The following is a 24,744-nucleotide window of genomic DNA, read 5'->3' on the forward strand; positions in this document are numbered from 1 at the left end:
GTGAATCGTGATGTCCCGTTCGCTTTCGCAAACCGGTGAGTCAAAGCGCCGCTTCAACTGGCCGACCGGCACGCCGCAAATCGCGGCGCTGCTGGTGGTGCTGCTGGTCGATAGCCTGGTTGCACCGCATTTCTTCCAGATCATCGTGCAGGATGGCCGCCTGTTTGGCAGCCCGATAGACATTTTAAACCGTGCCGCGCCCGTGGCGCTGCTGGCCATCGGGATGACGCTGGTGATTGCCACCGGCGGGATTGACCTCTCCGTCGGCGCGGTAATGGCTATCGCCGGGGCCACGGCCGCCTCTATGACCGTGGCCGGGCACAGCCTGCCGGTGGTCCTGCTGGCAGCCTTAGGTACCGGCGTGCTGGCCGGGTTATGGAACGGCATTCTGGTGGCGGTGCTGAAAATCCAGCCCTTTGTCGCCACGCTGATTTTAATGGTGGCCGGGCGCGGCGTCGCGCAGCTGATTACCTCCGGCCAGATTGTTACCTTCAACTCACCGAGCCTGGCGTGGCTCGGCAGCGGCAACCTTCTGTTCTTCCCGACGCCGGTGATTATTGCCCTGGTGACGTTAGTGGTGTTCTGGCTTTTCACCCGCAAAACGGCATTGGGCATGTTCATTGAGGCCGTCGGGATCAACATCCGCGCCGCGCGCAACGCCGGGGTCAACACGCGGCTGATGGTGATGCTCACCTACGTGCTGAGCGGTATCTGCGCCGCCATCGCCGGGGTGATCGTCGCGGCGGATATCCGCGGAGCCGATGCCAACAACGCCGGGCTCTGGCTGGAGCTGGATGCGATCCTGGCGGTGGTCATCGGCGGCGGGTCGCTGATGGGCGGACGCTTTAACCTGCTGCTCTCGGTGATCGGCGCGCTGATTATTCAGGGAATGAACACCGGGATCCTGCTCTCCGGTTTCCAGCCGGAACTCAACCAGGTGGTGAAAGCGGTGGTCGTGCTCTGCGTGCTGATCGTCCAGTCGCCGCGCTTTGTCAGCATCATTAAGGGGATCCGTGGCCATGATAAAACGTAATTTACCGCTAATGATCACGCTGGGCGTGTTTGTGCTGGGCTACCTCTACTGTCTGACGCAGTTCCCCGGTTTTGCCTCGACGCGCGTGATCTGCAATATCCTGACCGATAACGCCTTTTTAGGCATCATCGCCGTCGGCATGACCTTTGTGATCCTCTCCGGCGGGATCGACCTCTCCGTCGGCTCGGTGATCGCGTTTACGGGCGTGTTCCTCGCAAAGGCGATCGGCTTCTGGGGCATCTCACCGCTGGTGGCGTTTCCGCTGGTGCTGGTGATGGGCTGCGCGTTTGGCGCCTTTATGGGGCTGCTGATCGACGCGTTAAAAATTCCGGCGTTTATTATTACCCTCGCGGGAATGTTCTTCCTCCGTGGGGTGAGCTACCTGGTGTCGGAAGAGTCGATTCCGATTAACCATCCGGTGTACGACACGCTCTCCAGCCTGGCGTGGAAAATCCCCGGCGGCGGCCGCCTGAGCGCGATGGGGCTGCTGATGCTGGGCGTGGTCGTCATTGGCATCTTCCTTGCTCACCGTACCCGGTTTGGCAATCAGGTTTACGCCATTGGCGGCAACGCCACGTCGGCCAACCTGATGGGGATCTCGACCCGTAGCACCACCATCCGCATCTATATGCTCTCGACCGGCCTGGCGACGCTGGCGGGTATCGTCTTCTCGGTATACACCCAGGCGGGTTATGCCCTCGCAGGCGTGGGCGTTGAGCTGGATGCGATTGCTTCTGTGGTCATCGGCGGTACGCTGCTCAGTGGCGGCGTGGGGACGGTGCTGGGGACGCTGTTCGGCGTGGCGATTCAGGGGCTGATACAAACCTATATCAACTTTGACGGCACGCTCAGCTCGTGGTGGACGAAGATCGCCATCGGCATTCTGCTGTTTATTTTTATTGCCCTACAGCGTGGTCTGACGGTGCTCTGGGAGAACCGTCAAAGCTCACCTGTTACTCGCGTAAACACATCGGTAACAGAGCGATAACACGCTGAATTTGCTTAAAGTCTAAACATTTTCCGGTAGCGGCCGATACTCTTTTTTTATGCCCAGAAATATCTCGCTACCGGAAATAATATCATGCTGAAAACGCTATCGATTCGTACCGGCTTGCTCTCTTTACTGGCCGTTATGACCCTTCTGCTGCTGATTGTCAGCGGCATTGGCATTTATGCCCTCACACAGAGTTCTTCTTCGCTGCAGCGTATTAATCACCTTCAGGGTGAGCAAATGGTGCAGCTTAATTCAGGCTATACGCTGATCCTGCGCGCGCGCAATGAAGCGGGTCAGGCCGTCCGCATGATGGAAATCGGCATGCTGGACGATGCGGCCAACGCGGTAAAAAACATCAACCAGGAAGTCGCCCTGGCCCAGAAAACGCTGAAGGGCGTGATCGACGGCGGCGTGGCTGACGAGCAGGGGCAACAGCTGCTCAATAAGGTGGCGACCAGCCTGGGGGCGTATACCCAGCAGGGGATCAACCCGATGCTGAAAACCCTCAATGACCAGAGCGCGGACGGGTATTACGATCTGCTGGAGAAGACGCTGATCCCGCTGGCGTCAACGTTCGATAATGACATGCAGGCGTTTCAGAAATGGAGCGAAGCGCGAGGTCTGGCGGAAGTGAATGCCGTGCAGGCGAGCAAAACCCACGTCCTGATCCTGATTATCGTGGCGGCGCTGCTGACGGCGGGTATTATTGTGCTGGCCTGGCTGGCGCTGCGCCATATGCTGCTCAAGCCGCTCTCGGCGTCGATTGCTCAACTGGAGAATGTGGCAGCGGGCGATTTAACCCATACGCTGGCTGCGCCCGCGAGCCAGGAGTTTAACCGCCTTAACGCGGTCATTGAGGAGATGCGTCAGTCGCTGATGAACTCGGTTCTGCGGGTACGCGATGCCAGCGCGCAGATTGACACCGGCAGCCGTGAGCTGACGCTGGGAAACCGCGATCTCGCCGAGCGTACGGAATCCACTGCCACGTCGCTGGAGCAGACGGCGGCCAGCATGGAACAGATCACCGCCACGGTGAAGCTCAATGCCGATAACGCCGAGCAGGCGCACCAGCTGGCGAAGTCGGTGTCCGACACGGCCGATCACGGCAGTGAAATGGTCTGCTACGTGATTGAAAAAATGCGCGATATCTCCGGCAGCTCGGCGCGTATCGCTGACATCCTGAGTGTAATCGACGGCATTGCCTTCCAGACCAATATTCTGGCGCTTAACGCCTCCGTGGAAGCGGCGCGTGCGGGCGAGCAGGGGCGCGGTTTTGCCGTCGTCGCGGGCGAGGTGCGCAACCTTGCCAGCCGCAGCGCCGACGCGGCGAAAGAGATTCGAACGCTTATCGGCGACTCGCAGACCCACGTTAACGAGGGCAGCGAGCTGGCCCAGCAGGCTGGCGAAACGATGGACGAGATCGCAACCGAAGTGCTGCGTATGACCAAACTGATGCGTGAGATTGCGACCGCGTCTCATGAGCAGAGCCGCGGCATTGAGCAGGTGAATATTGCGGTGAACCAGATGGACGAAACCGCGCAGCAGAATGCGGCGCTGGTGCAGCAATCCTCTGCCGCGACCCGCTCCCTTGAGGAGCAGTCGCGTCAGCTGATGGAAGCCATGTCATCATTCAAAGTGACGACTCAGAACGCGGCATAATATTACCCAGCCCCGGTACGTTCTGTGCCGGGGTTTTATTCCTTCCGGAATTAAGCGCCCCGATATTATCGTGAATTTCACCCATTAATATTTCCAGCGAGCTGGTTAAGGCTAACGCTTTTTCAGTCGGTTCAAGATATAAACCTTTACGGAAAAATAACGGCTCATCAAAGAGTTGATTAAAACGCTTTAATGCCAGACTCACCGCAGGACGGGACATCTCCAGACGCAAAGAGGCCTTTGCCATGCTGCCGCAGCGGACGATTTCAATAAATACAGGGATAAGATTTAAATCAATACCGGTATTAGCACGGGAATAATTTTTCATTGCGATTCTGCTCCACGAAATATCTGTCAAACTGTTATGGAAATAATGCAGGAGCAGTGGCGAAGATTAAAGCATGTTTTTTATAAACACTTATACGGTAAAATATATAAATGACCAGGGGAGCCGGATCGGCTCCCCTGAAGAGAGGGATTACGCGTCCGGGTACTCACGGATGAAACGTTCGACGTCTTCAACCATGTGGTTGTTGCCGACGAAGAATGAACGGCGCTGGTGAAGGCTTTCCGGCACGATCTCCAGAATACGCTCTTTACCGTCGCTCGCCTTGCCGCCCGCCTGTTCGGCCAGGAACGCCATCGGGTTGCATTCGTACAGCAGACGCAGTTTCCCGTCCGGGTGGCTGGCGGTGCTTGGGTAGAGGTAGATGCCGCCTTTCAGCAGGTTACGGTGGAAATCCGCGACCAGAGAGCCAATATAGCGGGACGTGTAAGGGCGCTGCGTCGCTTTATCTTCTTCCTGGCAGAATTTGATGTACTTCTTCACGCCGTTCGGGAAGCGGATGTAGTTGCCTTCGTTGATGGAGTAGGTGTTACCCTTCTCCGGGAAGCGCATGCGTTCCTGGCTCAGACAGAAAACGCCCAGGGAAGGATCGTACGTAAAGGCGTGCACTCCGCACCCGGTGGTGTACACCAGCATGGTGGAGGAGCCATAAACCACGTAACCGGCAGCAACCTGATTAATGCCCGGCTGCAGGAAATCTTCTTCGGTCACCGGCGTGCCAACAGGCGTGACGCGGCGGTAGATGGAGAAAATGGTACCGACAGAAACGTTAACGTCGATGTTGGAGGAGCCGTCGAGCGGATCCATCAGAACAACGTATTTCGCGTGTTCACACCCTTCGAAAACAACAATTTCATCTTCTTCTTCGGAGGCGATACCCGCAACGATGTCGCGCGCGCGCAGTGCAGCTTTCAGTTTTTCATTTGCGAACAGATCGAGTTTCTGCTGAACCTCGCCCTGAACGTTCTCGGCACCGCTGGCACCCAGGATATCGACCAGACCGGCCTTGTTGATATCACGGTGGATGATCTTAGCGCCCAGCTTTATTGCCGACAGCAAAGCAGTGAGTTCACCGGTAGCATGAGAGAACTCGTGCTGCTTTTCGACAATAAATTCACCTAACGTTTTCATAACACTTTCCCTGCATCTTTGTGAGTAGAGCGATTGTATGTTCACTAAAACGACTAAAGCCCAACAATCTTAACAAATATTCAAATAGTAGCGCAGAGGTGAATCGCGCCAGCAGGATACGGATTTTCCTGAAATGCGTTTCACACCCGCTGACATGTGAGTAAAATGTGCGCCACATTGAAGAAGGATAGTGACGTATGCGCATTCATATATTGGGGATTTGTGGCACTTTCATGGGCGGACTGGCAATGCTGGCGCGCTCGCTGGGCCATGAGGTGACAGGTTCGGACGCCAATGTGTATCCGCCAATGAGCACACTTCTGGAGAAACAGGGCATCGCTTTAATTCAGGGCTACGATGCCAGCCAGCTGGATCCTGAGCCGGATCTGGTGATCATTGGCAACGCCATGACCCGCGGTAACCCGTGCGTTGAGGCGGTACTGGAACGCAATATCCCGTTCATGTCCGGTCCGCAGTGGCTGCATGACTTCGTCCTGCGTGACCGCTGGGTAGTTGCCGTTGCCGGTACCCACGGCAAAACGACTACCGCGGGCATGGCGACCTGGATTCTCGAAGCCTGCGGCTATAAGCCGGGCTTCGTCATCGGCGGCGTACCGGGCAACTTTGACGTTTCTGCTCGCCTGGGGGACAGCCCGTTCTTTGTGATCGAAGCCGACGAGTATGACTGCGCGTTCTTCGACAAGCGCTCTAAGTTCGTGCATTACTGCCCGCGCACGCTGATCCTCAATAACCTTGAGTTTGACCACGCGGATATTTTTGACGACCTGAAGGCCATTCAGAAACAGTTCCACCACCTGGTGCGCATTGTTCCAGGCCAGGGCCGCATCATCCTGCCTGAAAACGACATTAACCTGAAGCAGACCCTGGCAATGGGCTGCTGGAGCGAGCAGGAGCTGGTGGGCGAGCAGGGCCACTGGCAGGCGAAGAAACTCAATGCCGATGCCTCCGAGTGGGAAGTGCTGCTCGACGGTGAAAAGGTGGGTGAGGTGAAGTGGGGCCTGGTGGGCGAACACAATATGCACAACGGCCTGATGGCGATTGCCGCAGCGCGTCACGTGGGCGTTCAGCCTGCGGATGCGGCGAATGCGCTGGGCTCGTTTATCAATGCCCGCCGCCGTCTGGAACTGCGCGGTGAAGCCCACGGCGTCACCGTGTATGACGATTTCGCGCACCACCCAACGGCCATTCTGGCCACGCTTGCCGCCCTGCGTGGCAAAGTTGGCGGTACCGCGCGCATTCTGGCGGTGCTGGAACCACGCTCGAACACCATGAAGATGGGCATCTGCAAAGACGATCTCGCGCCGTCGTTAGGACGTGCCGATGAAGTCTTCCTGCTTCAGCCGCAGCATATTCCGTGGCAGGTCGCGGAAGTGGCCGATGCCTGCATTCAGCCGGCACACTGGAGTGCAGATGTGGATGCGCTCGCGGATATGGTGGTGAAAGCCGCTCAGCCTGGCGACCATATTCTGGTGATGAGCAACGGCGGTTTTGGTGGGATCCATCAGAAGCTGCTGGACGGGCTGGCGAAGAAAGCGGAAGCGGCCGCCGACGCGTAAAAAAAGCCCGGTGGCGCTCACGCTTACCGGGCCTACGTTCTTTTCCGCCTCGCCCCTCCGGGGTGAGGGGAACGGATTACTCTTCGTTCTCAGACAGCTCGCGCAGATACTGGAAAATCAGGCGCGCAGACTTCGGCGGCTTATTCCCTTCTTTCTCTTTCTTCGCGTTGCGGATCAAGGAACGCAGCTGCTGGCGGTCGGCATCCGGCCACAGGTTCAGCACTTCCGGTACGGCGTCATCACCCTGTTCAATCAGACGATCGCGGATCTGCTCCAGCTTGTGGAACAGCGCAACCTGCTGGTTGTGGCGGTTTTTCAGCTTGTCCAGCGCCTGGCGGATCGGATCAACATCGCGCTGACGCAGCATTTTCCCGATAAGCTGAAGCTGGCGACGACGGCCTTCTTTTTTGATTTTCTGTGCCAGTTCAATGGCATCGCGCAGATCCTGGTCGAGCGGGATCTTATCAAGCGCGTTTTTACCCAGTTCTACCATTTCCGCGCCAAGCTGTTTTAACTCTTCGGCGTCACGTTTAATTTCACTTTTACTGACCCAGATGATCTCATCATCTTCGTCTTCGATGTCATCACCGGGAACGTCGTCGAGCCAGTCTTCGGGCTGCTTAGTCATGTCAGGCTCCTTAAAAAAAGAGGCTAATGTTACCAGTTAAGACGCGCACTGAAAAACGGTTCTCTGTTAGACTTCAGTTAACTCTCTCTTACAGTATGGCATTTGCGATGAAAGTAACCTCACAAGTTGAAGCGCAGCGTAAGATTCTGGAAGAAGCCGTCTCCACCGCGCTGATGCTTGCTTCAGAAAAATCAGATGGCGCCGAAGTGGCGGTCAGCAAAACCACCGGCATTAGCGTGAGCACCCGCTATGGCGAAGTGGAGAATGTCGAATTCAACAGCGACGGCGCGCTGGGTATCACGGTATACCACCAGAATCGCAAAGGCAGTGCGTCATCCACCGATCTCAGTCCGGATGCCATCGCCCGTACGGTGCAGGCCGCGCTGGATATCGCCCGTTACACCTCGCCGGATCCTTACGCCGGCGTGGCCGATAAAGACCTGCTGGCGTTTGACGCGCCGGATCTCGATCTTTTCCACCCGGCGGAAGTGACCCCGGACGAAGCCATTGAACTGGCCGCGCGCGCCGAGCAGGCTTCCCTGCAGGCCGACAAGCGCATCACCAATACCGAAGGCGGCAGCTTCAATAGCCATTACGGCATCAAAGTCTTTGGCAACAGCCACGGCATGCTGCAGGGCTACTGCTCTACCCGCCACTCGCTCTCCAGCTGCGTCATCGCCGAAGAGAACGGTGACATGGAGCGCGACTACGCCTACACCATTGGCCGCGCGCTGGGGGATTTGCAGTCTCCGGAGTGGGTAGGCAAAGCGTGTGCCGAACGCACGCTGTCTCGCCTGTCGCCGCGTAAACTCTCCACCATGAAAGCGCCGGTGATTTTTGCCAATGAAGTGGCGACCGGTCTGTTTGGCCATCTGGTGGGCGCGATTGCGGGCGGCTCCGTTTACCGTAAATCAACCTTCCTGCTCGACTCGCTGGGCAAGCAGATCCTGCCGGAATGGCTGACCATCGAAGAACATCCGCACCTGCTGAAAGGGCTGGCCTCCACGCCGTTCGACAGCGAAGGCGTGCGCACCGAGCGTCGTGACATTGTCAAAGACGGCGTGCTGACCCAGTGGCTGCTGACCAACTACTCTGCGCGCAAGCTGGGGCTGAAAAGCACCGGGCACGCGGGCGGTATTCACAACTGGCGCATTGCCGGGCAGGGCCTCAACTTTGAGCAGATGCTGAAGGAGATGGGCACCGGTCTGGTGGTGACCGAGCTGATGGGGCAGGGCGTCAGCGGCATCACCGGAGACTACTCTCGCGGTGCGGCGGGCTTCTGGGTGGAAAACGGTGAAATCCAGTATCCAGTGAGCGAAATTACCATCGCTGGCAATCTGAAGGATATGTGGCGCAATATCGTTACGGTCGGTAACGATATTGAAACACGCAGCAATATACAGTGTGGTTCTGTATTACTTCCGGAAATGAAAATCGCCGGACAATAAAGATAGCGTTTTGTTAATAATAAAAAAGGAAGTGAGCAATGCGTAAACATCTGTTAGCGATCGTCGCAGCTTCAACGCTGGTTCTTGGCTCTTCTGCGTTTGCTGCCGATCTTGAAGACGACATGGGCATCCTCGGTCAAAACCTGAAGGTGGTCCAGAAAACCGACAATGCGGCGGAAATGAAAGACGCGCTGACCAAAATGCGTGAAGCGGCGCTGGACGCCCAAAAAGCGACGCCGCCAAAGCTGGAAAGCAAAGCGGCAGACAGTGCAGAGATGAAAGACTACCGCCACGGCTTTGACGTGCTGGTCGGCCAGATCGACGGCGCGCTGAAGCTCGCTAACGAAGGCAAAGTGAAAGAGGCCCAGGCGGCGGCCGAGCAGTTTGTGACCACGCGCAATACGTACCACAAAAAGTATCGTTAATTGGGTGCCTGAGCTGTACGTCCTTCCCCGTATGCGGAGGCGCATGACGCGCCTCCGCATCCTTGCTCCCTACTGGCCGGAGCGACAATCCATCCGCGCTGTCACTTCAAGCGAGCCGTTTCGAAAACGGATTTCGCACAGTGTTTTCCTCGTCACCAGCGTTAAGATGATTATTGTCAAAGCAATAATCATCAAAACCCCGATACTTGGGTTTCTGCGTTTCATGGATGCCTCCTTGCTTTAAAGCGGGCGAGGTAGCGAACTCCACGGTCGTGACGTGTCGTTTCGAGCCCCCGCCCTGATTTTCTATCAGGCGGGGCTTTCCACTTTCCGTCCCATGCCTGAGACGGTCAGTCTCAAGCACCCGCCGCCACTCTACCCAATCCCCATAAGAAAACCTTATCCACGTCACATTTCTACGAGCCTGCTCGGAATCTTTTCCACTCTGCTTACCCGTTCGTTCCCGCGTAATAGCGTGATATTCATCACGCGAATACATTGATTTATCCAGATTCGGCGCATTTATGTGGCACAGATCACTGCTGCGGCTCGCCTTTCCACTTCGAAGTGGAAAACAACTCGCTACAAACCCGTCCCTCCCACCGTTAGTTTTAATCCAGAGCCATTAACGGGGTAAGACCAGTGATTAACGGAGCGGTAATGAACGACGTTGGGGAACAGGCGGTGCAAACAGATCAACTCGCAAACACCATGCTGCAGCAGGTCTATGCCCTGCTGGCCCGGAACAACATCATCCCCAATGCAGTACAGGAGCAGATGCTCACCTCCCACGTGCGCGCCATGGCGCACCGGTCCGTGACCGGCGAGCCGCTACCGGAGGTTGAAGCAGAGCTGTTTGACGAAATTTCACCGGATTCAATGCGGCTTGCCCGTGAAGTGGTCGCGCAGTTTGGCAACCTTCCTGATGAAGAAGCCTGGCTGCTCTCCGTTCACTTTGAAGTCGCAAAAGACAACCTTTAAGGAGCAACACATGGAACAGATTACAGTCGTGATTGGCGATCGCCTGGGTAAAGGTCAGAAAGTGGCTGCCGGTGTGGAAAAAGCAGGTGGACGCGCGGTTGTCGTACCGGGCATGGCGGCAGACATGAAGCTGGGCGACGTAATGAAAGCGGAAAACGCCACCTTCGGCATCTCCTTCTGCGGCAGCGGCGGCGCGGGTGCCATCACCGCCCAGACCAAGTATGGCTACAAAGCCAAATACGGCATGCGTTCCGTGGAAGAGGGCGTGACTGCCATCAACGAAGGCTGCAACGTGCTGGGCTTTGGCTTTATGGATAAAGAAGAGCTTGGCGAGCGTCTGGTACAGGCGTGGCAGAAGAAATACGGCGCATAAGCATGAAAGAACAGTTCACAACCACGGTGAGAGTGAAGGGGAAGGGCGACGCCAAAGCGCGCGCCTTTGCCGACGCGCTCAACCACGTTCAGGCCGCGGTGATGAAAGCCTCACCGCATATCTTACTGCGTATTGAGCCACAGGATGTGCAGGTCGTTCAGGCGCAAGAAGCGGTGCGTAAAGAAGCGTTTCTGTTCTTCTTTCTGCGCCGGGAAAGACGCACCTACAGCGTGGAGCTGGATGTGACCGTCAACGTGACAGCCATCAATCTCGACCAGGTGGATTTCGTCACGCAACGCTGATTATTCATAAAAGGGCAGACTGATGTTCTTAATTATATTAATAAAATCGCTCATCATTGGCGGCCTGGTTGGCGTCGGTGTGGGCGCCGGGGCTGCACGCATGTTTCATGCGCCTACCACTCAGGGTATGGGCGCGTTTCGTACGTTGGGGGAACTGAACTCCTGTGAAGGGGATCCGGCGTCCCACTTCTCCTTTGGGTTAGGTTTCTTCTTTAACGCCTGGGCCTCTTCCGTGGCCGCAGGGGCTTTCACACAGGACGTTGACCACCGCATCATCCCGAACTGGGGTGCGGCTGCACTGATGATCAAAAACCGTAACGTCGGCGAAACGCTGCACGATCCCCGCAAAATGGCGATTGCCTGCGGCGTGATCGGCATGATCGTCGTGACCTTCCTTAACCTGACCGCCTCCTCCGTTCCCGCAGCGCTTCAGGTCACCGCCGTGAAGGTGCTGGTGCCGGCGGCAAACCTGCTGGTGAACACCGTGATGCCGGTGATCTTCTGGCTGGCAGCCATCGATGCGGGTAAAAAATCGGGCTTCTGGGCCACCATCTTCGGCGGCGCGGCGCAGTTGATTATGGGCAACGCCGTACCGGGCCTGGTGCTGGGGATCCTGATCGGGAAAGGCGTGGAAGAGAGCGGCTGGAACCACGTCACCAAAGTGATGATGGCGGCTATCGTGCTGCTCTTCGTGCTGAGCGGCTTCTTCCGCGGCTTCGACATGAAGATGATCGAATCCTTCCATCTGACCGTGCCGAACTGGCTCGACATGATCCACAACTCGCTCAGCGGTAAATAACAGGAGCCTCTAAATGGAACAGAATAAAGGTTTTTGGTATGCCGACTGGTCGTTCCCGATCTTCGTTGGCCTGCTCTCCTCCGGCGTGTTTGCCGGGACGCACATGTACTACCTCTACGGCATCGGCGCGTTTAACGAAGTGGCCTTCGTGGCGATGCTGAAAGCGGGTATTGATACCGGCGTTTACGGCGCGGTGGCGGCGTTTGGCGCGAGCTTCCTGTTCGCCCGTATTATCGAAGGGTCGCTGGTCGGTATTCTCGACATTGGCGGGGCGATCCAGACCGGCGTAGGCCTCGGCGTACCGGCGCTGCTGCTGGGCGCGGGGATCATGTTCCCGGTGACCAACTTCATTGCTTCGCTGATCACCGGCCTGGTGATTGGTCTGGCGATTGGCTACGTCATCATCCTGGCGCGTAAGTTCACCATCAACCAGAGCAACTCCACCTACGGCGCAGACGTGATGATGGGCGCGGGCAACGCCTCCGGCCGCTTCCTCGGGCCGTTGATCATCCTCAGCGCCATGACCGCCTCCATTCCGATCGGCGTCGGCTCGCTGGTGGGTGCGCTGCTGTTCTACATCTGGCAGAAGCCGATTACCGGTGGCGCTATCCTCGGCGCGATGATTCTGGGCTGGCTGTTCCCGGTTGCCCTTTAATACCCGCGGGCGCGCTGGCGCCCGCCTTATCAGGAGATCCTCATGTTTGATTTACTCCTGCGCCGTGCGCGCCTCACCGACGATACCCTGACCGATATCGCCATTCAGGACGGGAAAATCGCGGCGCTGGGCGAGATTAACGCGCCCGCGCATAAAACGGTTGAGCTGAACGGTGAAGTGTTCGTCAGCGCAGGCTGGATTGACTCCCACGTACACTGCTACCCGAATTCCCCGATTTACCACGACGAACCCGACAGCGTGGGCGTTGCCACCGGCGTCACCACCGTAGTGGACGCGGGCAGCACCGGCGCCGACGATGTGGACGATTTCTATGAGATCACCCGCAAGGCCTCCACCGAGGTTTTTGCTCTGCTGAACATCTCCCGCGTGGGGCTGATTGCCCAGAACGAGCTGGCCAATATGGCCAATGTTGATGCCGACGCGGTGAAGCAGGCGGTGAAGCGCCACCCTGATTTTATCGTCGGCCTGAAGGCGCGTATGAGCAGCAGCGTGGTCGGTGAAAACGGCATCACGCCGCTGGCGCGCGCGAAAGCGATTCAGAAAGAGAACGGCGACCTGCCGCTGATGGTGCACATCGGCAACAACCCGCCAAATCTCGACGAAATCGCCGAACTCCTGAGTTCCGGCGACATCATTACCCACTGCTATAACGGCAAGCCTAACCGCATTCTGACGCCCTCGGGCGAGCTGCGCGCCTCCATATCCTCTGCCCTGAAGCGCGGCGTGCGTCTGGACGTGGGGCACGGCACGGCGAGCTTTAGCTTTGAGGTGGCAAAACGCGCTATCGCGATGGGCATTCTGCCGCACACCATCAGCTCAGATATCTACTGCCGCAACCGCATCAACGGCCCGGTGGGCTCGCTGGCAAGCGTGATGTCGAAGTTTCTCGCCATCGGCATGTCATTGCCGCAGGTGATTGACTGCGTCACGGCGAACGCCGCCGACGGCCTGCGCCTGACGCGCAAGGGCCGCATTCAGCCGGGTCTCGACGCCGACCTGACGCTATTCATCCTCAAACGTCAGCCGACGGTGCTGACGGATGCCGAAAACGACAGCCTGCAGGCTGAACACATTCTGGTGCCGCTTGCCGCGATCCGCGCGGGCAAGGGCTACATGACCGAACAAGGGAGCACGGAAAATGCCTTCGATTTATGAGAAGTACCGCTTAAAGCAGGTTATCAACACCTCTGGCCGCATGACGGCGCTGGGCGTCTCCACGCCGCGTCCGGAGGTGGTACAGGCGGCGATGGACGGCATGAATCACTATTTCGAGATGAAGGATCTGGTCAATAAAACCGGGGAGTACATCGCGAAGCTGCTGGATGTGGAAGGGGCGACGGTCGTCTCCTGCGCGTCGGCGGGCATTGCCCAGTCCGTGGCGGCGGTGCTGGTCAAAGACAGCGACTGGCTGCTGGAAAATCTGCACATTACCCCAATTGAGAACAACGAAATCGTCCTGCCGAAAGGCCACAACGTGAACTTTGGCGCGCCGGTGGGCACCATGGTCGCGCTGGGCGGCGGCAGGCTGGTGGAGGCGGGCTACGCCAACGAATGTTCCGCCGATCAGCTGGCGGCGGCGATCACCCCGCGCACGGCCGCGATCCTCTATATCAAATCTCACCACTGCGTGCAGAAAAGCATGCTCAGCGTCGAGCAGGCGGCCGTTGTCGCGCGTAAACACGACTTGCCGCTCATCGTTGATGCCGCGGCGGAAGAAGATCTGCATGTTTACTACCGCTCCGGCGCGGACCTGGTGATCTACAGCGGCGCGAAGGCGATCGAAGGCCCAACCAGCGGGCTGGTGATCGGCAAAACCCAGTATGTTGAGTGGGTCAAACGCCAGACGGCGGGGATTGGCCGCGCCATGAAGGTGGGTAAAGAGGGCATTCTTGGCCTGACCTGCGCCATCGAACACTATCTGACGGCCACCAAAGAGAGCGGCGCCGAGATGGTGGCGAAAATGACGCCGTTTATCGAGGCGCTCAACACCCTGAACGGTGTGACCGCGCGCGTGGTCTGGGACAGCGCCGGACGCGACATCGCCCGCACCGAGATTAAATTTGACGAAGCCACCACCGGCGTCGGCACGGGTGACCTGGTGGCGAAGCTGAAGCAGGGCGAATACGCCATTTACTTCCGTGGCTACAAGGCCAACGAAGGGATTATCGAAGCGGATGTACGCAGCGTGAATGCTGATCAGCTGAACATCGTGTACCGCCGCATTAGCGAAGTGTTAGGACAGGAGAAAAATGCATGAAACTGACCCCCAACTTTTACCGTGACCGCGTCTGTCTGAACGTGCTGGCAGGGTCGAAGGCCAACGCCAGCGCCATCTACGAGGCGGCGGAAGGTCATGTGCTGGTGGGCGTGCTCTCCAAAAATTACCCGGACGTAGCCAGCGCGGTAGCGGATATGCGCGAGTACGCGGCGCTGATTGATAACGCACTGTCTGTTGGGCTGGGCGCGGGCGACCCGAACCAGTCGGCGATGGTGAGCGAGATCTCCCGTCAGGTGCAGCCGCAGCACGTTAACCAGGTCTTTACCGGCGTGGCTACCAGCCGCGCGCTGCTGGGACAGAACGACTCTGTGGTCAACGGTCTGGTCTCCCCGACCGGCACCGTCGGGATGGTGAAAATCTCCACCGGCCCGCTGAGCAGCAAAGCGCCGGACGGCATCGTGCCGGTTGAAACGGCGATTGCTCTGCTGAAAGATTTCGGCGGCAGCTCTATCAAATACTTCCCGATGGGCGGCCTGAAGTGCCGTGACGAGTACAAAGCGGTGGCGGAAGCCTGCGCCCGTCACGACTTCTGGCTGGAGCCGACCGGAGGTATCGATCTGGAAAACTATGAGGAGATCCTGCAGATCGCCCTCGACGCGGGCGTGAGCAAAATCATCCCGCATATCTACAGCTCGATTATCGACAAAGCCAGCGGTGATACGCGTCCGGAAGATGTGCGTACTCTGCTGGCGATGACGAAGAAGCTGGTGAAGTAGAACTCACATATATACAGGAGCCACCATGCACACCCGTACCTTGCTTGTCGCTTCACTCTCAATGCTCGCCACCGCCGCTGTCGCCCAGACGCAATATGCCTGGGTGGGTACCTATAATCCGAACGGTGAAGGGTTGTACCGTTTTACTGTTAACCCGCAAACCGGCGCGCTGAACGATAAAACGCTGGTGAGCAAACTGCCGAATGCGGCGCAGTTGACCCTTTCACAGGACGGCAAAACGCTGTATCTGGCAAGTGAAGTGGAGCAGGGCGTGGTGCAGGCGCTGCGCGTCGGCGATAACGGTGAGCTGAGCCAGCTCAATCAGGTGGCCTCCGGCGGTGCCGGGCCGGTGTATCTCTCCCTGACGCCGAACGGCCAGCATCTGCTGGTGGCGAACTATGTCAGCGGCTCAATTGCCGTTTTACCCGTCAACGCAGACGGCAGCCTGGGTGAAGCCACGGACAAACATCAGGATCAAGGCGAACCGGGCGCGGCGAAGCCCGAAGCTGCTGCGGAGGGCAGTTTCGCGATCAGCGATCATAACGGCCCCCATGCGCACATGATCGCCGCCGATCCGAGCGGGAAGTACGTGTTTTCCACCGATCTGGGGCTGGATCGCATCTATCAGTACCGTTTTGACGATCGGACAGGAAAGCTGACGCCGAACGATCCGCCGTTTATCAGCGCCTCCTCGAAAGGCGCCGGGCCGCGCCACTTTGTCTTTACGCCGAAGGGCGATGCCCTGTGGCTGATTAACGAAGAGGCGTCTACGCTCACCCGGTATACCGTGAACGCCAACGGCACCCTGAAAGAGGATAAAACGGTTTCTGCCCTGCCGGAAGGTTACAAAGGCACCAGCTTTGCTGCCGGGCTCGCATTAAGCGCCGATGGCAGGCAGCTGTACGTGGCTAACCGTTTGCATAACAGCATCGGGCACTTTACCGTAACAGCAGAGGGCACGCTGACGCATCAGGATGACGTGTGGACGCGTGGTGATTATCCCCGCACCCTGACGCTCGATAAGCAGGGACGCTGGCTGTACGTCATGAACCAGCGCAGCGACAACATTACCCGTTTCCGCGTGGCGCAGGACGGGAAATTGAGCTTCGAACCGGACTATACCCCGGTCGGCAGCCCATCCCAGATGGTCATTTCACCTTAAGCTGTTAGAGGACAACGACGTGCGATTTCCGAACCAACGTTTAGCGCAACTTTTCGATCTGTTGCAAAACGAGACGCTGCCGCAGGACGAGCTGGCGCAGCGGCTGTCGGTCTCCACGCGAACCGTCCGTGCGGATATCACCGCCCTGAACGCGCTGCTGGCCAGCCACGGCGCGCAGTTTATCCTGAGCCGGGGCAACGGCTACCAGCTCAAAATTGAGGATGCCGAGCGCTATCAGCAGCTTCAGGCATCCCACCCGCGCGCGCTGCGTATCCCACGGACCGGGCCGGAGCGCGTGCATTATCTGGTGGTGCGTTTTCTCACCTCGGCGTTTTCGCTTAAGCTGGAGGATCTGGCGGACGAGTGGTTCGTCAGCCGCGCCACGCTGCAAAGCGACATGGCGGAGGTACGCGAGTGGTTTCATCGTTACAACCTGACGCTGGAAACCCGTCCGCGCCATGGGATGAAGCTGTTTGGCAGCGAGATGTCGACCCGCGCGTGCCTGACCGATCTGCTCTGGGAGCTGGCGCAGCAGGACAGCCTGAACCCGCTGGTGACCGACGTGGCGCTGAATGCGGGCGTGGCGGAGCAGATGGTGCCGGTGCTGCACGACGCCTTGACGCGTCATCACATTCGCCTGACCGATGAAGGCGAGCTGTTCCTGCGCCTGTACTGCGCGGTGTCGGTACGTCGCATCAGCGAAGGTTACCCGCTGCCGGAATTCCATGCCGAAGACGTGGAAGAGAACGTGCGCGAGGCGGCGAAGGATATCGCGGTGACCATCCAGCAGCTGGCGGGCAAAACGCTTTCGCCGTCGGAGGAGAGCTGGCTGTGCGTGCACATTGCGGCGCGGCAGATCCAGGAGATCGCGCCCAGCGCGATTAATGCCGATGACGATGAAGCGCTGGTCAACTACATCCTGCGCTACATCAACACCCACTATAACTACAACCTGCTTAGCGACGCGCAGCTGCACGCGGATCTGCTGACGCATATTAAAACCATGATCACCCGCGTGCGGTATCAAATCATGATCCCCAATCCGCTGCTGGATAACATCAAGCAGCACTACCCGATGGCGTGGGACATGACGCTGGCCGCGGTGTCGAGCTGGGGCAAATACACGCCGTATGTGATCAGCGAAAACGAGATTGGTTTCCTGGTGCTGCATATTGGCGTCGGGCTGGAGCGCCACTACAACATTGGCTACCAGCGTCAGCCGCGCGTGCTGCTGGTATGCGACGCCGGTAACGCGATGGTGCGCATGATTGAGGCGGTGCTGCAGCGTAAATACCCGCAGATTGAGGTGACGCGCACGCTCACCCTGCGCGAGTACGAGTTGGCGGAATCGATTGGCGAAGACTTTGTGATCGCCACCGCCCGCGTCAGCGAAAAGTCAAAACCGGTGGTGATGATCGCCCCGTTCCCGACCGACTATCAGTTAGAACAGATTGGCAAACTGGTGCTGGTGGACCGCACCCGCCCGTGGATGCTGGATAAATACTTCGACGCGGCCCACTTCCGCATTATCGACAAGCCGATCGATCAGCAGACGCTGTTCCGCGAGCTGTGTGAACAGCTTGAGGCCGAAGGCTTTGTTGGCGCGGAGTTTCTGGATTCGGTTGTTGAGCGTGAAGCTATCGTCAGTACCATGCTCGGCGACGGCATCGCGCTGCCGCACTCCCTCGGCCTGCTGGCGCAGAAAACGGTGGTCTACACCGTGCTGGCCCCGCACGGCGTGCAGTGGGGCGACGAAACCGCGCACGTCATCTTCCTGCTTGCCATCAGCAAAAGCGAATACGAAGAGGCGATGGCGATTTACGATATCTTCGTCACTTTCCTGCGCGAGCGGGCGATGTCACGTCTCTGTAGCTGCGAGGATTTTGCCGGGTTTAAGGCGGTGGCGATGGAGAGTTTGAGTCGTTTTTGAGATAAGGGCGGATGGATGACATCCGCCTTTGATCAACGCAAATGATGTACAACCTGGTTGCTGCTGCCGCGCCAGATGAGCGCCGGGTCTTTTAAATCCTGCATGAACTTACCGTCGACCAGCACGTTAATCAGATCCACGACTTCCATTTGCTGCGCGTTCAGCTCATCCAGCTTGTAGCCTGTCCAGACCCAGATATCTTTTCCCGAGCACTCGCGGCGAATGCGCTTCACCAGCTTCAAAATATCCTGCACGTTTTGCGGATGCAGCGGATCGCCGCCGGAGAGCGAAATTCCCTGGCGTTTGATGCGCGTGTCGTTCAGGTCGCTGATGATTTTATCTTCCATCTCCGCGGTGAACGGCTTGCCGGAATTCAGGCGCCAGGTGCTTTTGTTGTAGCAGCCGGGGCATTCGTGGACGCAGCCTGAGACGAACAGGGTGCAGCGGGTGCCGGGGCCGTTGACGATGTCGACGGGGTAGTACTGGTGATAGTTCATCGCGAATAACCACGCCGGGTGGCGCTGCGCTTACCCGGCCTACAAAAGAGAGCGGTCCGTAGGCCCGGTAAGCGCAGCGCCACCGGGCATTAACGTGGCAGCGGATTAACCGATCTGTCCATTCCCCAGATGCTTCACGCGGCGCTTCACCTCTTCCTGTTTGCCAGCGTTAAACGGACGGGCGTCCGGGCTGCCGAGATAGCCGCACACGCGGCGGGTCACGGAGACGCGGGCCGCATCGTGGTTGCCGCATTTCGGGCAGGTAAAGCCTTTACTCGTACATTCAAACTCGCCGGTAAAGCCACACTCGTAGCACTCGTCGATAGGCGTGTTGGTCCCGTAATACGGCACGTGCTGGTAGCTGTAATCCCACACGTCCTCCAGCGCCTTCAGGTTGTGCTGAATGTTCGGGTACTCGCCGTAGCAGATGAAGCCGCCGCTGGCGATCGGCGGATACGCCGCTTCGAAGTCGATCTTGTCGTACGGGTTCACCTTCTTCTCCACATCGAGGTGGAAGCTGTTGGTGTAGTACCCTTTGTCGGTCACGCCTTCCACAATCCCGAACTCGGCGGTGTCCAGACGGCAGAAGCGGTCGCACAGGTTCTCGCTTGGGGTGCTATACAGGCTGAACCCGTAGCCGGTTTCCTCTTTCCACTGGTCTACCGCGTCGCGCAGGCGCTGAACGATGGCGATGCCTTTCTCACGCAGGGCTTCGCTGTCGTACATGTGCGTATCGCCAAACAGCGCGTTGATGGTTTCGTGAATGCCGATGTAGCCCAGCGAAATCGACGCGCGACCGTTTTTGAAGATTTCAGACACGTCATCGTCCGCCTTCAGGCGCACGCCACAGGCCCCTTCCATATAGAGGATCGGCGCGACGCGGGCTTTGACCCCTTCCAGACGGGCAATACGGGTCATCAGCGCCTTACGCGCCAGCTGCAGGCGCTCGTCCAGCAGCGCCCAGAAGGCGTCTTCATTGCCTTTCGCTTCCAGCGCGATGCGCGGCAGGTTGAGGCTGATCACGCCGAGGTTGTTGCGCCCGTCGTGGATCTGCTCGCCGTTTTCATCCTCGTACACGCCGAGGAAGCTGCGGCAGCCCATTGGCGTTTTAAACGAACCGGTGACCTTCACCACCTGATCGTAGTTCAGGATGTCCGGATACATGCGCTTGCTCGCGCACTCCAGCGCCAGCTGTTTAATGTCGTAGTTTGGATCGCCAAACTTGTGGTTCAGGCCGTCGCGAATCGCGAAAACCAGTTTCGGGAACACCGCAGTTTTACGGTTTTTGCCAAGGCCGGAAATACGGTTGCGCAGAATGGACTGCTGGATCAGACGCGATTCCCAGCTGGTGCCCAGGCCAAAGCCGAAGGTCACAAACGGCGTCTGGCCGTTGGCGGTGTGCAGCGTGTTCACTTCATATTCCAGCGACTGGAACGCGTCGTAGCACTCTTTTTCGGTGCGGGAGTGCGCGTAGCCGTCAGCGTCCGGAATGTGCCACTCGTCAGCCGTTTTACGGTGCTTATTGAAGCTTGCCGTGACGAACGGAGCCAGCACTTCATCAATACGGTTAATGGTGGTGCCGCCGTAAATATGGCTGGCGACCTGGGCGATAATCTGCGCCGTGACCGCGGTGGCCGTGGAGATTGACTTAGGCGGTTCAATCTCGGCGTTGCCCATTTTAAAACCGTGGGTCAGCATGCCTTTCAGGTCGATCAGCATGCAGTTGAACATCGGGAAGAACGGCGAATAGTCGAGATCGTGGTAGTGAATTTCGCCGCGCTCGTGCGCCGAAACCACGTCGCGCGGCAGCAGATGCTGGCGGGCATAGTGTTTGGCGACGATACCGGCCAGCAGATCGCGCTGGGTGGGGATCACTTTACTGTCTTTGTTGGCGTTTTCATTGAGCAGGGCGGAGTTGGTCTGCTCCACCAGGCCACGGATCTCCTGGTTCAGACGACCGCGCTTCTCGCGCTGCACGTCGCGATCGTGGCGGTACTCAATGTAGGCGCGCGCCAGCTGCTTGTAGGGCCCTGCCATCAGCTGGTTCTCAACCGCGGTCTGGATTTCGTTGATATCGACCTGGCTGCGTTCATTCATCTGGCTGCTAACGACTTCTGCGACGGTGGCGCAGTAATCTGCGTCATCGACTCCCGCTGCTTTAGCTGCACGCAGAATGGCTTCCTGGATGCGCTCTGATTTAAACGGCACTTTACAGCCATCACGTTTCATCACATGCGGTGTCATGATCACTCCATTTTTAAAAACAGGTTATCCACAGAGGTGGAGAAGTATTCACCGGACGCATTTCCCGCCAGGCCAAAGACTTCCCGCGTTCCCAGCTCGTGTTATCCACAATTCCGGCCAGCGTAAGCGCCGTCTTGTTGTTGGAATAGTAGACGATAAATACAAGATATTGGGTCGGCGTGCATTTTAAGTGCTACATATAGTGATTTGCATCAAACATGTTTGCGATTTATTTGATTCAGAACAAAGTAAAAAGACGAGAGTACAAACGACGGGCGCTTCAGAGATTGTAAAGGTGGAAGAGAAAAATCTGATTAATTATTCAACAAAAACAGTAAAGTAAGCCGGGTACAGGGCTGCACCCGGCAGGACGGTTACTGCTGCAACCACCAGACGGCTTCAAACGGACGCAGCGACGTCGTTTGCGGTGTCGGGTAGTTACTCATCAACACCTGCAACTTACCGCTGAGAAGGTCTGTCTGCCATTCCTGAGGCGTATTACTCAGGTTCGCCGCAACGATCAGGGTCTGTCCCTGCCACTGGCGACGGTAGCACCACAGAGAAGGGTGTTCCGGCAGGAGATCCTCATAATCCCCCCACGTTAGCACCGGCAGGGTTTTGCGCAGGCTAATCAGCGACTGATAGGTATAGAAGACGGAATCCGCATCGTCGAGCGCCGAGCGGGCGTTCACGGTTTCGTAGTTATCGCAGACGCCAATCCACGGTTCGCCCTCGCTAAAGCCCGCATTGTGCGACGCGTCCCACTGCATTGGCGTGCGGCCATTATCCCGGGACTTATTCGCCAGAATCGCCAGTAATTCATCCGGATCGCGGCCGTTGGCGCGCAGTTCGGCGAACATGTTCAGGCTTTCCACGTCGCGGTAATCGGTGATGCGGCTGAAGTGCGGGTTCGTCATCCCCAGCTCTTCGCCCTGATAGATATACGGCGTGCCCTGCATACCGTGCAGCACCATGCCGAGCATTTTCGCGGCGTGAACCCGGTATTCTCCTTCGTCACCGAAGCGCGACACGATGCGCGGCTGGTCGTGGTTACACCAGAACAGGGCGTTCCAGGCTTTGTTATGCATCCCCTGCTGCCAGTGGCGGAAGAGGGTTTTCAGCGCCACGAAGTCCGGCTTCGCCTTCGTCCACTTTTCGCCGCCGGGATAGTCCACCTTCAGGTGGTGGAAGTTAAAGGTCATCGACAGCTCGCGGCCATCGAGAGAAGCATACTGCTGGCAGTTCTCCAGCGAAGTCGAGGACATCTCGCCTACCGTCATCAGGTTGCGCGGGGTAAAGACGTCGCGGCTCATCTCCTGCAGATATTCATGGATGCGCGGCCCGTCAGTGTAGAAGCGGCGACCGTCACCCGTCTCATCATTCGGGAAATCCTGATCTTTCGAAATCAGGTTAATGACATCGAGGCGCAAGCCGTCGACGCCGCGGTCGGCCCAGAACTCGCACACCTTTTTCAGCTCGGCGCGCACCGCCGGATTTTCCCAGTTGAGGTCCGCCTGCTCCGGCGCGAACAGGTGCAGGTAATACTGCTCGCTCTCTGCGTGCCAGCGCCAGGCGTTGCCGCCAAACTTGGAGCGCCAGTTGTTGGGCAACTGCTCAGGCGTGCCGTCGCGCCAGATGTAGAACTGGCGGTACGGGCTCGCTTTGTTCAGCGATTCCCGGAACCAGGGGTGCTGGGTTGAGGTGTGGTTGAACACCATATCCAGCACGATGCGAATGCCGCGCTGGTGCGCCTCGGCGACCAGTTCGTCGAAATCATCCAGCGTGCCGTACGCCGGGTCGATGGCGGTGTAATTCGCCACGTCGTAGCCATTATCCACCTGCGGGGAGATATAAAACGGCGTCAGCCAGATGGCGTCGATGCCGAGGGTTTTCAGGTAGTCCAGACGCTGCGTCACGCCGCGTAAATCGCCGGTGCCGCTGCCGGTGGTGTCCTGGAAACTCTTGGGGTAAATCTGGTAGATAACGCCGTTTTGCCACCAGTGAGGAAGGGTATTCATAGTGTGTTCCTGCAAATGCGAAGGGGCGCAACTGCGCCCCGAAAGAGAGAGATTAAACAATCTGCAGCGAGCCCTGACGGAACTTACGCTGATAAACCACGGTAGTCAGCGCCATTGGGACGATAATCGCGATGGCCATTGCCAGGGCGAACACCTGCCAGTAAGCGGGCTGGATGGAGAGGATGCCCGGCAGGCCGCCGACGCCAATCCCGTTTGCCATTACGCCGTTTAGTCCGCACACCAGGCCCGCCAGACCGGAACCGATCATCGCGCAGAGCATCGGGAAGCGGTATTTCAGGTTGATACCGTACATCGCCGGTTCGGTGACGCCGAGGTAGGCGGAGATGGCCGCCGGAACGGAGATCTCGCGTTCGTTGTGCTTGCGGCTGACGATGATGATGCCGGTCACCGCGGACGCCTGAGCAATGTTAGACAGGGCGATAATCGGCCAGACCGGCGTGCCGCCGAGGCTCTGGATCATCTGCATATCAATGGCCAGCGTGGTCTGGTGCACGCCGGTGATCACCAGCGGGGCGTACAGGAAGCCAAACAGCGCGGCGCCAATCGGGGCGAAGCTGCCGGTCATCAGGTGACGCACTGCGAAGGCCACGCCGTCGCCAATCATGCGGCCAAACGGACCGATAAAGGCATGCGCCAGGAAGACCGCCAGAATCAGCGAGCACACCGGCACCACCACCAGATAAAGGTAATCCGGCACGATGCGCTTCAGTCGGGTTTCAATAAAGCCCAGCGCCAGCCCCGCCAGCAGGGCCGGAATGACCTGCGCCTGATAGCCCACTTTGGCGATGGTAAACAGGCCGAAGTTCCACACCTCAGGCACCTGCTGACCAAGTAAGTAAGCGTTCATTAACTGCGGAGAGACCAGCGTGACGCCGAGTACGATACCGAGGATCGGCGTACCGCCCATCTTGCGCACCGCGGACCAGCAGATCCCCACCGGCAGATAGAAGAAGATCGCCTCGCCAATCAGCCACAGGAAGTCGTACACGGTTTTCAGCGCCGGGTACATCTGCGCCAGGGTTTTGCCGTCACTCATCGGCACGTCACCGATGACGTTACGGAAGCCTAAAATCAAGCCTCCGCTGATCAGCGCTGGCAGCAGCGGGAAGAAGATCTCCGCAAAGTGGGAAATCAGCTGCTCGTGCCACTTCATGTTCTGGCGCGCGGCCTTCTTCGCCTGCTCTTTATCGGCGGAGGAGTGCCCGGTCGTTGCCAGCAGAGCCTGATAGTAATCGCCCACTTCGGTACCAATCACGACCTGGAACTGACCGGCGTTGGTGAAGCAGCCTTTAACCATGGAGAGTTCTTCAATGGCCTTCGGATTGGCTTTGGCCGGATCGTTCAGCACGAAGCGCAGGCGGGTAATGCAATGGCTGACGGTAGCGATGTTTTCGCGGCCGCCGACCAGGACGATCAACTGATCGATATCTGCTTGTTTGACTTTACTCATCATGAAACCTCATGACAGATGGTGAGGGGGGTAATGACCTGAGCGCAAGCCTACTC

The 24,744-nt window shown here is 58.1% G+C and carries 24 protein-coding genes; 16 read left to right on the forward strand and 8 right to left on the reverse strand.

The features are described from left to right. The first annotated feature begins 7 nt into the window (after window positions 1-7). From ytfT to V1572_RS05225, 3 genes are all read left to right on the forward strand, one after another. Window positions 8-1,033: a galactofuranose ABC transporter, ATP-binding protein YtfT gene (gene ytfT, locus V1572_RS05215; protein WP_164712093.1), complete on the forward strand. Its 1,026-nt coding sequence runs from the start codon at window positions 8-10 to the stop codon at window positions 1,031-1,033. Continuing rightward, window positions 1,020-2,021, forward strand: coding sequence for a galactofuranose ABC transporter, permease protein YjfF (gene yjfF, locus V1572_RS05220; protein ID WP_021240694.1), 1,002 nt, complete (start codon window positions 1,020-1,022; stop codon window positions 2,019-2,021). Before ytfT ends, yjfF begins: the two co-directional genes overlap by 14 nt. Before the next feature lie 93 nt (window positions 2,022-2,114). Continuing rightward, window positions 2,115-3,686, forward strand: a complete 1,572-nt coding sequence (locus V1572_RS05225; RefSeq protein WP_395299752.1) for a methyl-accepting chemotaxis protein — start codon at window positions 2,115-2,117, stop codon at window positions 3,684-3,686. Here the strand turns inward: V1572_RS05225 and V1572_RS05230 are convergent. Together V1572_RS05230 and fbp are read right to left on the reverse strand one after the other, a co-directional pair. Beyond that, window positions 3,658-4,014 carry a LysR family transcriptional regulator gene (locus V1572_RS05230; protein WP_024907284.1) on the reverse strand — a complete coding sequence of 119 codons (357 nt, stop codon included), beginning with the start codon at window positions 4,012-4,014 and terminating at the stop codon, window positions 3,658-3,660. The two genes, V1572_RS05225 and V1572_RS05230, sit on opposite strands and share 29 nt — an antisense overlap. A gap of 150 nt (window positions 4,015-4,164) precedes the next feature. Continuing rightward, window positions 4,165-5,163: a class 1 fructose-bisphosphatase gene (gene fbp, locus V1572_RS05235; protein ID WP_008501416.1), complete on the reverse strand. Its 999-nt coding sequence runs from the start codon at window positions 5,161-5,163 to the stop codon at window positions 4,165-4,167. Window positions 5,164-5,360: 197 nt separating this feature from the next. On the opposite strand from fbp, the gene mpl reads away from it, so the two are divergent. After that, window positions 5,361-6,740 (forward strand): UDP-N-acetylmuramate:L-alanyl-gamma-D-glutamyl-meso-diaminopimelate ligase, encoded by a 1,380-nt coding sequence (gene mpl, locus V1572_RS05240; protein ID WP_048027922.1) that lies wholly within the window; start codon window positions 5,361-5,363, stop codon window positions 6,738-6,740. Window positions 6,741-6,816: 76 nt separating this feature from the next. On the opposite strand, the gene yjgA is transcribed toward mpl, so the two are convergent. Next, window positions 6,817-7,368, reverse strand: coding sequence for a ribosome biogenesis factor YjgA (gene yjgA / locus V1572_RS05245; RefSeq protein WP_008501414.1), 552 nt, complete (start codon window positions 7,366-7,368; stop codon window positions 6,817-6,819). Between the two features lie 95 nt (window positions 7,369-7,463). On the opposite strand from yjgA, the gene pmbA reads away from it, so the two are divergent. Together pmbA and cybC are read left to right on the forward strand one after the other, a co-directional pair. After that, a complete protein-coding gene (gene pmbA, locus V1572_RS05250) occupies window positions 7,464-8,816 on the forward strand; it encodes a metalloprotease PmbA (RefSeq protein WP_395299753.1) in 1,353 nt (450 codons plus the stop codon). Window positions 8,817-8,854: 38 nt separating this feature from the next. Next, window positions 8,855-9,241, forward strand: a complete 387-nt coding sequence (cybC, locus tag V1572_RS05255; protein WP_008501412.1) for a cytochrome b562 — start codon at window positions 8,855-8,857, stop codon at window positions 9,239-9,241. Between the two features lie 69 nt (window positions 9,242-9,310). Here the strand turns inward: cybC and V1572_RS05260 are convergent, their stop codons facing one another. Then, window positions 9,311-9,466 (reverse strand): Hok/Gef family protein, encoded by a 156-nt coding sequence (locus tag V1572_RS05260; RefSeq protein ID WP_072061332.1) that lies wholly within the window; start codon window positions 9,464-9,466, stop codon window positions 9,311-9,313. A gap of 417 nt (window positions 9,467-9,883) precedes the next feature. On the opposite strand from V1572_RS05260, the gene V1572_RS05265 reads away from it, so the two are divergent. The 10 genes from V1572_RS05265 to V1572_RS05310 are packed head-to-tail and all read left to right on the forward strand — an operon-like array spanning window position 9,884 to window position 18,458. Continuing rightward, window positions 9,884-10,222, forward strand: a complete 339-nt coding sequence (locus V1572_RS05265; RefSeq protein WP_086374949.1) for a glycine dehydrogenase — start codon at window positions 9,884-9,886, stop codon at window positions 10,220-10,222. A gap of 10 nt (window positions 10,223-10,232) precedes the next feature. Beyond that, window positions 10,233-10,595 (forward strand): SFCGS family glycine-rich protein, encoded by a 363-nt coding sequence (locus V1572_RS05270; RefSeq protein WP_023293430.1) that lies wholly within the window; start codon window positions 10,233-10,235, stop codon window positions 10,593-10,595. Between the two features lie 2 nt (window positions 10,596-10,597). Next, on the forward strand, window positions 10,598-10,897 hold the full coding sequence (locus V1572_RS05275) for a DUF4312 family protein (protein WP_006810338.1): 300 nt from the start codon (window positions 10,598-10,600) through the stop codon (window positions 10,895-10,897). Between the two features lie 22 nt (window positions 10,898-10,919). Continuing rightward, window positions 10,920-11,696 (forward strand): DUF4311 domain-containing protein, encoded by a 777-nt coding sequence (locus V1572_RS05280; protein WP_008501408.1) that lies wholly within the window; start codon window positions 10,920-10,922, stop codon window positions 11,694-11,696. Window positions 11,697-11,709: 13 nt separating this feature from the next. Next, window positions 11,710-12,351 (forward strand): DUF4310 family protein, encoded by a 642-nt coding sequence (locus V1572_RS05285; protein ID WP_003856081.1) that lies wholly within the window; start codon window positions 11,710-11,712, stop codon window positions 12,349-12,351. A 42-nt stretch (window positions 12,352-12,393) separates the two neighbouring features. After that, complete coding sequence (locus V1572_RS05290) at window positions 12,394-13,527, forward strand: amidohydrolase/deacetylase family metallohydrolase (RefSeq protein WP_223539926.1); 1,134 nt, start codon at window positions 12,394-12,396, stop codon at window positions 13,525-13,527. Beyond that, entirely contained in the window at window positions 13,511-14,629 is a 1,119-nt protein-coding gene (locus tag V1572_RS05295; protein WP_048225365.1) for a DgaE family pyridoxal phosphate-dependent ammonia lyase, read from the forward strand. The genes V1572_RS05290 and V1572_RS05295 overlap by 17 nt, the downstream gene beginning before the upstream one ends. Further along, window positions 14,626-15,366 (forward strand): 2-dehydro-3-deoxy-phosphogluconate aldolase, encoded by a 741-nt coding sequence (gene dagF / locus V1572_RS05300; protein WP_129346008.1) that lies wholly within the window; start codon window positions 14,626-14,628, stop codon window positions 15,364-15,366. Before V1572_RS05295 ends, dagF begins: the two co-directional genes overlap by 4 nt. 25 nt (window positions 15,367-15,391) lie before the next feature. Beyond that, window positions 15,392-16,528: a lactonase family protein gene (locus tag V1572_RS05305; RefSeq protein ID WP_277718318.1), complete on the forward strand. Its 1,137-nt coding sequence runs from the start codon at window positions 15,392-15,394 to the stop codon at window positions 16,526-16,528. Between the two features lie 19 nt (window positions 16,529-16,547). Beyond that, entirely contained in the window at window positions 16,548-18,458 is a 1,911-nt protein-coding gene (locus tag V1572_RS05310; RefSeq protein ID WP_090393030.1) for a BglG family transcription antiterminator, read from the forward strand. 32 nt (window positions 18,459-18,490) lie between these two features. Here the strand turns inward: V1572_RS05310 and nrdG are convergent, their stop codons facing one another. From nrdG to treB, 4 genes are all read right to left on the reverse strand, one after another. After that, entirely contained in the window at window positions 18,491-18,955 is a 465-nt protein-coding gene (gene nrdG / locus V1572_RS05315) for an anaerobic ribonucleoside-triphosphate reductase-activating protein (RefSeq protein WP_395299754.1), read from the reverse strand. 105 nt (window positions 18,956-19,060) lie between these two features. Beyond that, window positions 19,061-21,199 carry an anaerobic ribonucleoside-triphosphate reductase gene (gene nrdD, locus V1572_RS05320; protein ID WP_063622677.1) on the reverse strand — a complete coding sequence of 713 codons (2,139 nt, stop codon included), beginning with the start codon at window positions 21,197-21,199 and terminating at the stop codon, window positions 19,061-19,063. Between the two features lie 374 nt (window positions 21,200-21,573). Then, window positions 21,574-23,217: an alpha,alpha-phosphotrehalase gene (treC, locus tag V1572_RS05325; protein WP_126534182.1), complete on the reverse strand. Its 1,644-nt coding sequence runs from the start codon at window positions 23,215-23,217 to the stop codon at window positions 21,574-21,576. A 52-nt stretch (window positions 23,218-23,269) separates the two neighbouring features. Then, the gene (gene treB, locus V1572_RS05330; RefSeq protein WP_023310193.1) at window positions 23,270-24,688 is read right to left on the reverse strand and encodes a PTS trehalose transporter subunit IIBC; all 1,419 of its coding nucleotides are present in this window, start codon (window positions 24,686-24,688) and stop codon (window positions 23,270-23,272) included. Window positions 24,689-24,744: the final 56 nt, after the last annotated feature.

The organism is Enterobacter quasiroggenkampii (genome assembly GCF_043972695.1).
Lineage (GTDB): Bacteria > Pseudomonadota > Gammaproteobacteria > Enterobacterales > Enterobacteriaceae > Enterobacter > Enterobacter quasiroggenkampii.

Coding starts and splice junctions, on each gene's coding strand:
- V1572_RS05305 (WP_277718318.1), top strand. CDS start 15,392: ATGCACACCCGTACCTTGCTTGTCGCTTCACTCTCAATGCTCGCCACC.
- V1572_RS05225 (WP_395299752.1), top strand. CDS start 2,115: ATGCTGAAAACGCTATCGATTCGTACCGGCTTGCTCTCTTTACTGGCC.
- mpl (WP_048027922.1), top strand. CDS start 5,361: ATGCGCATTCATATATTGGGGATTTGTGGCACTTTCATGGGCGGACTG.
- yjfF (WP_021240694.1), top strand. CDS start 1,020: ATGATAAAACGTAATTTACCGCTAATGATCACGCTGGGCGTGTTTGTG.
- V1572_RS05285 (WP_003856081.1), top strand. CDS start 11,710: ATGGAACAGAATAAAGGTTTTTGGTATGCCGACTGGTCGTTCCCGATC.
- cybC (WP_008501412.1), top strand. CDS start 8,855: ATGCGTAAACATCTGTTAGCGATCGTCGCAGCTTCAACGCTGGTTCTT.
- V1572_RS05270 (WP_023293430.1), top strand. CDS start 10,233: ATGGAACAGATTACAGTCGTGATTGGCGATCGCCTGGGTAAAGGTCAG.
- pmbA (WP_395299753.1), top strand. CDS start 7,464: ATGGCATTTGCGATGAAAGTAACCTCACAAGTTGAAGCGCAGCGTAAG.
- V1572_RS05290 (WP_223539926.1), top strand. CDS start 12,394: ATGTTTGATTTACTCCTGCGCCGTGCGCGCCTCACCGACGATACCCTG.
- fbp (WP_008501416.1), bottom strand. CDS start 5,163: ATGAAAACGTTAGGTGAATTTATTGTCGAAAAGCAGCACGAGTTCTCT.
- nrdD (WP_063622677.1), bottom strand. CDS start 21,199: ATGACACCGCATGTGATGAAACGTGATGGCTGTAAAGTGCCGTTTAAA.
- V1572_RS05275 (WP_006810338.1), top strand. CDS start 10,598: ATGAAAGAACAGTTCACAACCACGGTGAGAGTGAAGGGGAAGGGCGAC.
- V1572_RS05230 (WP_024907284.1), bottom strand. CDS start 4,014: ATGAAAAATTATTCCCGTGCTAATACCGGTATTGATTTAAATCTTATC.
- dagF (WP_129346008.1), top strand. CDS start 14,626: ATGAAACTGACCCCCAACTTTTACCGTGACCGCGTCTGTCTGAACGTG.
- V1572_RS05280 (WP_008501408.1), top strand. CDS start 10,920: ATGTTCTTAATTATATTAATAAAATCGCTCATCATTGGCGGCCTGGTT.
- nrdG (WP_395299754.1), bottom strand. CDS start 18,955: ATGAACTATCACCAGTACTACCCCGTCGACATCGTCAACGGCCCCGGC.
- treB (WP_023310193.1), bottom strand. CDS start 24,688: ATGAGTAAAGTCAAACAAGCAGATATCGATCAGTTGATCGTCCTGGTC.
- V1572_RS05260 (WP_072061332.1), bottom strand. CDS start 9,466: ATGAAACGCAGAAACCCAAGTATCGGGGTTTTGATGATTATTGCTTTG.
- yjgA (WP_008501414.1), bottom strand. CDS start 7,368: ATGACTAAGCAGCCCGAAGACTGGCTCGACGACGTTCCCGGTGATGAC.
- treC (WP_126534182.1), bottom strand. CDS start 23,217: ATGAATACCCTTCCTCACTGGTGGCAAAACGGCGTTATCTACCAGATT.
- V1572_RS05295 (WP_048225365.1), top strand. CDS start 13,511: ATGCCTTCGATTTATGAGAAGTACCGCTTAAAGCAGGTTATCAACACC.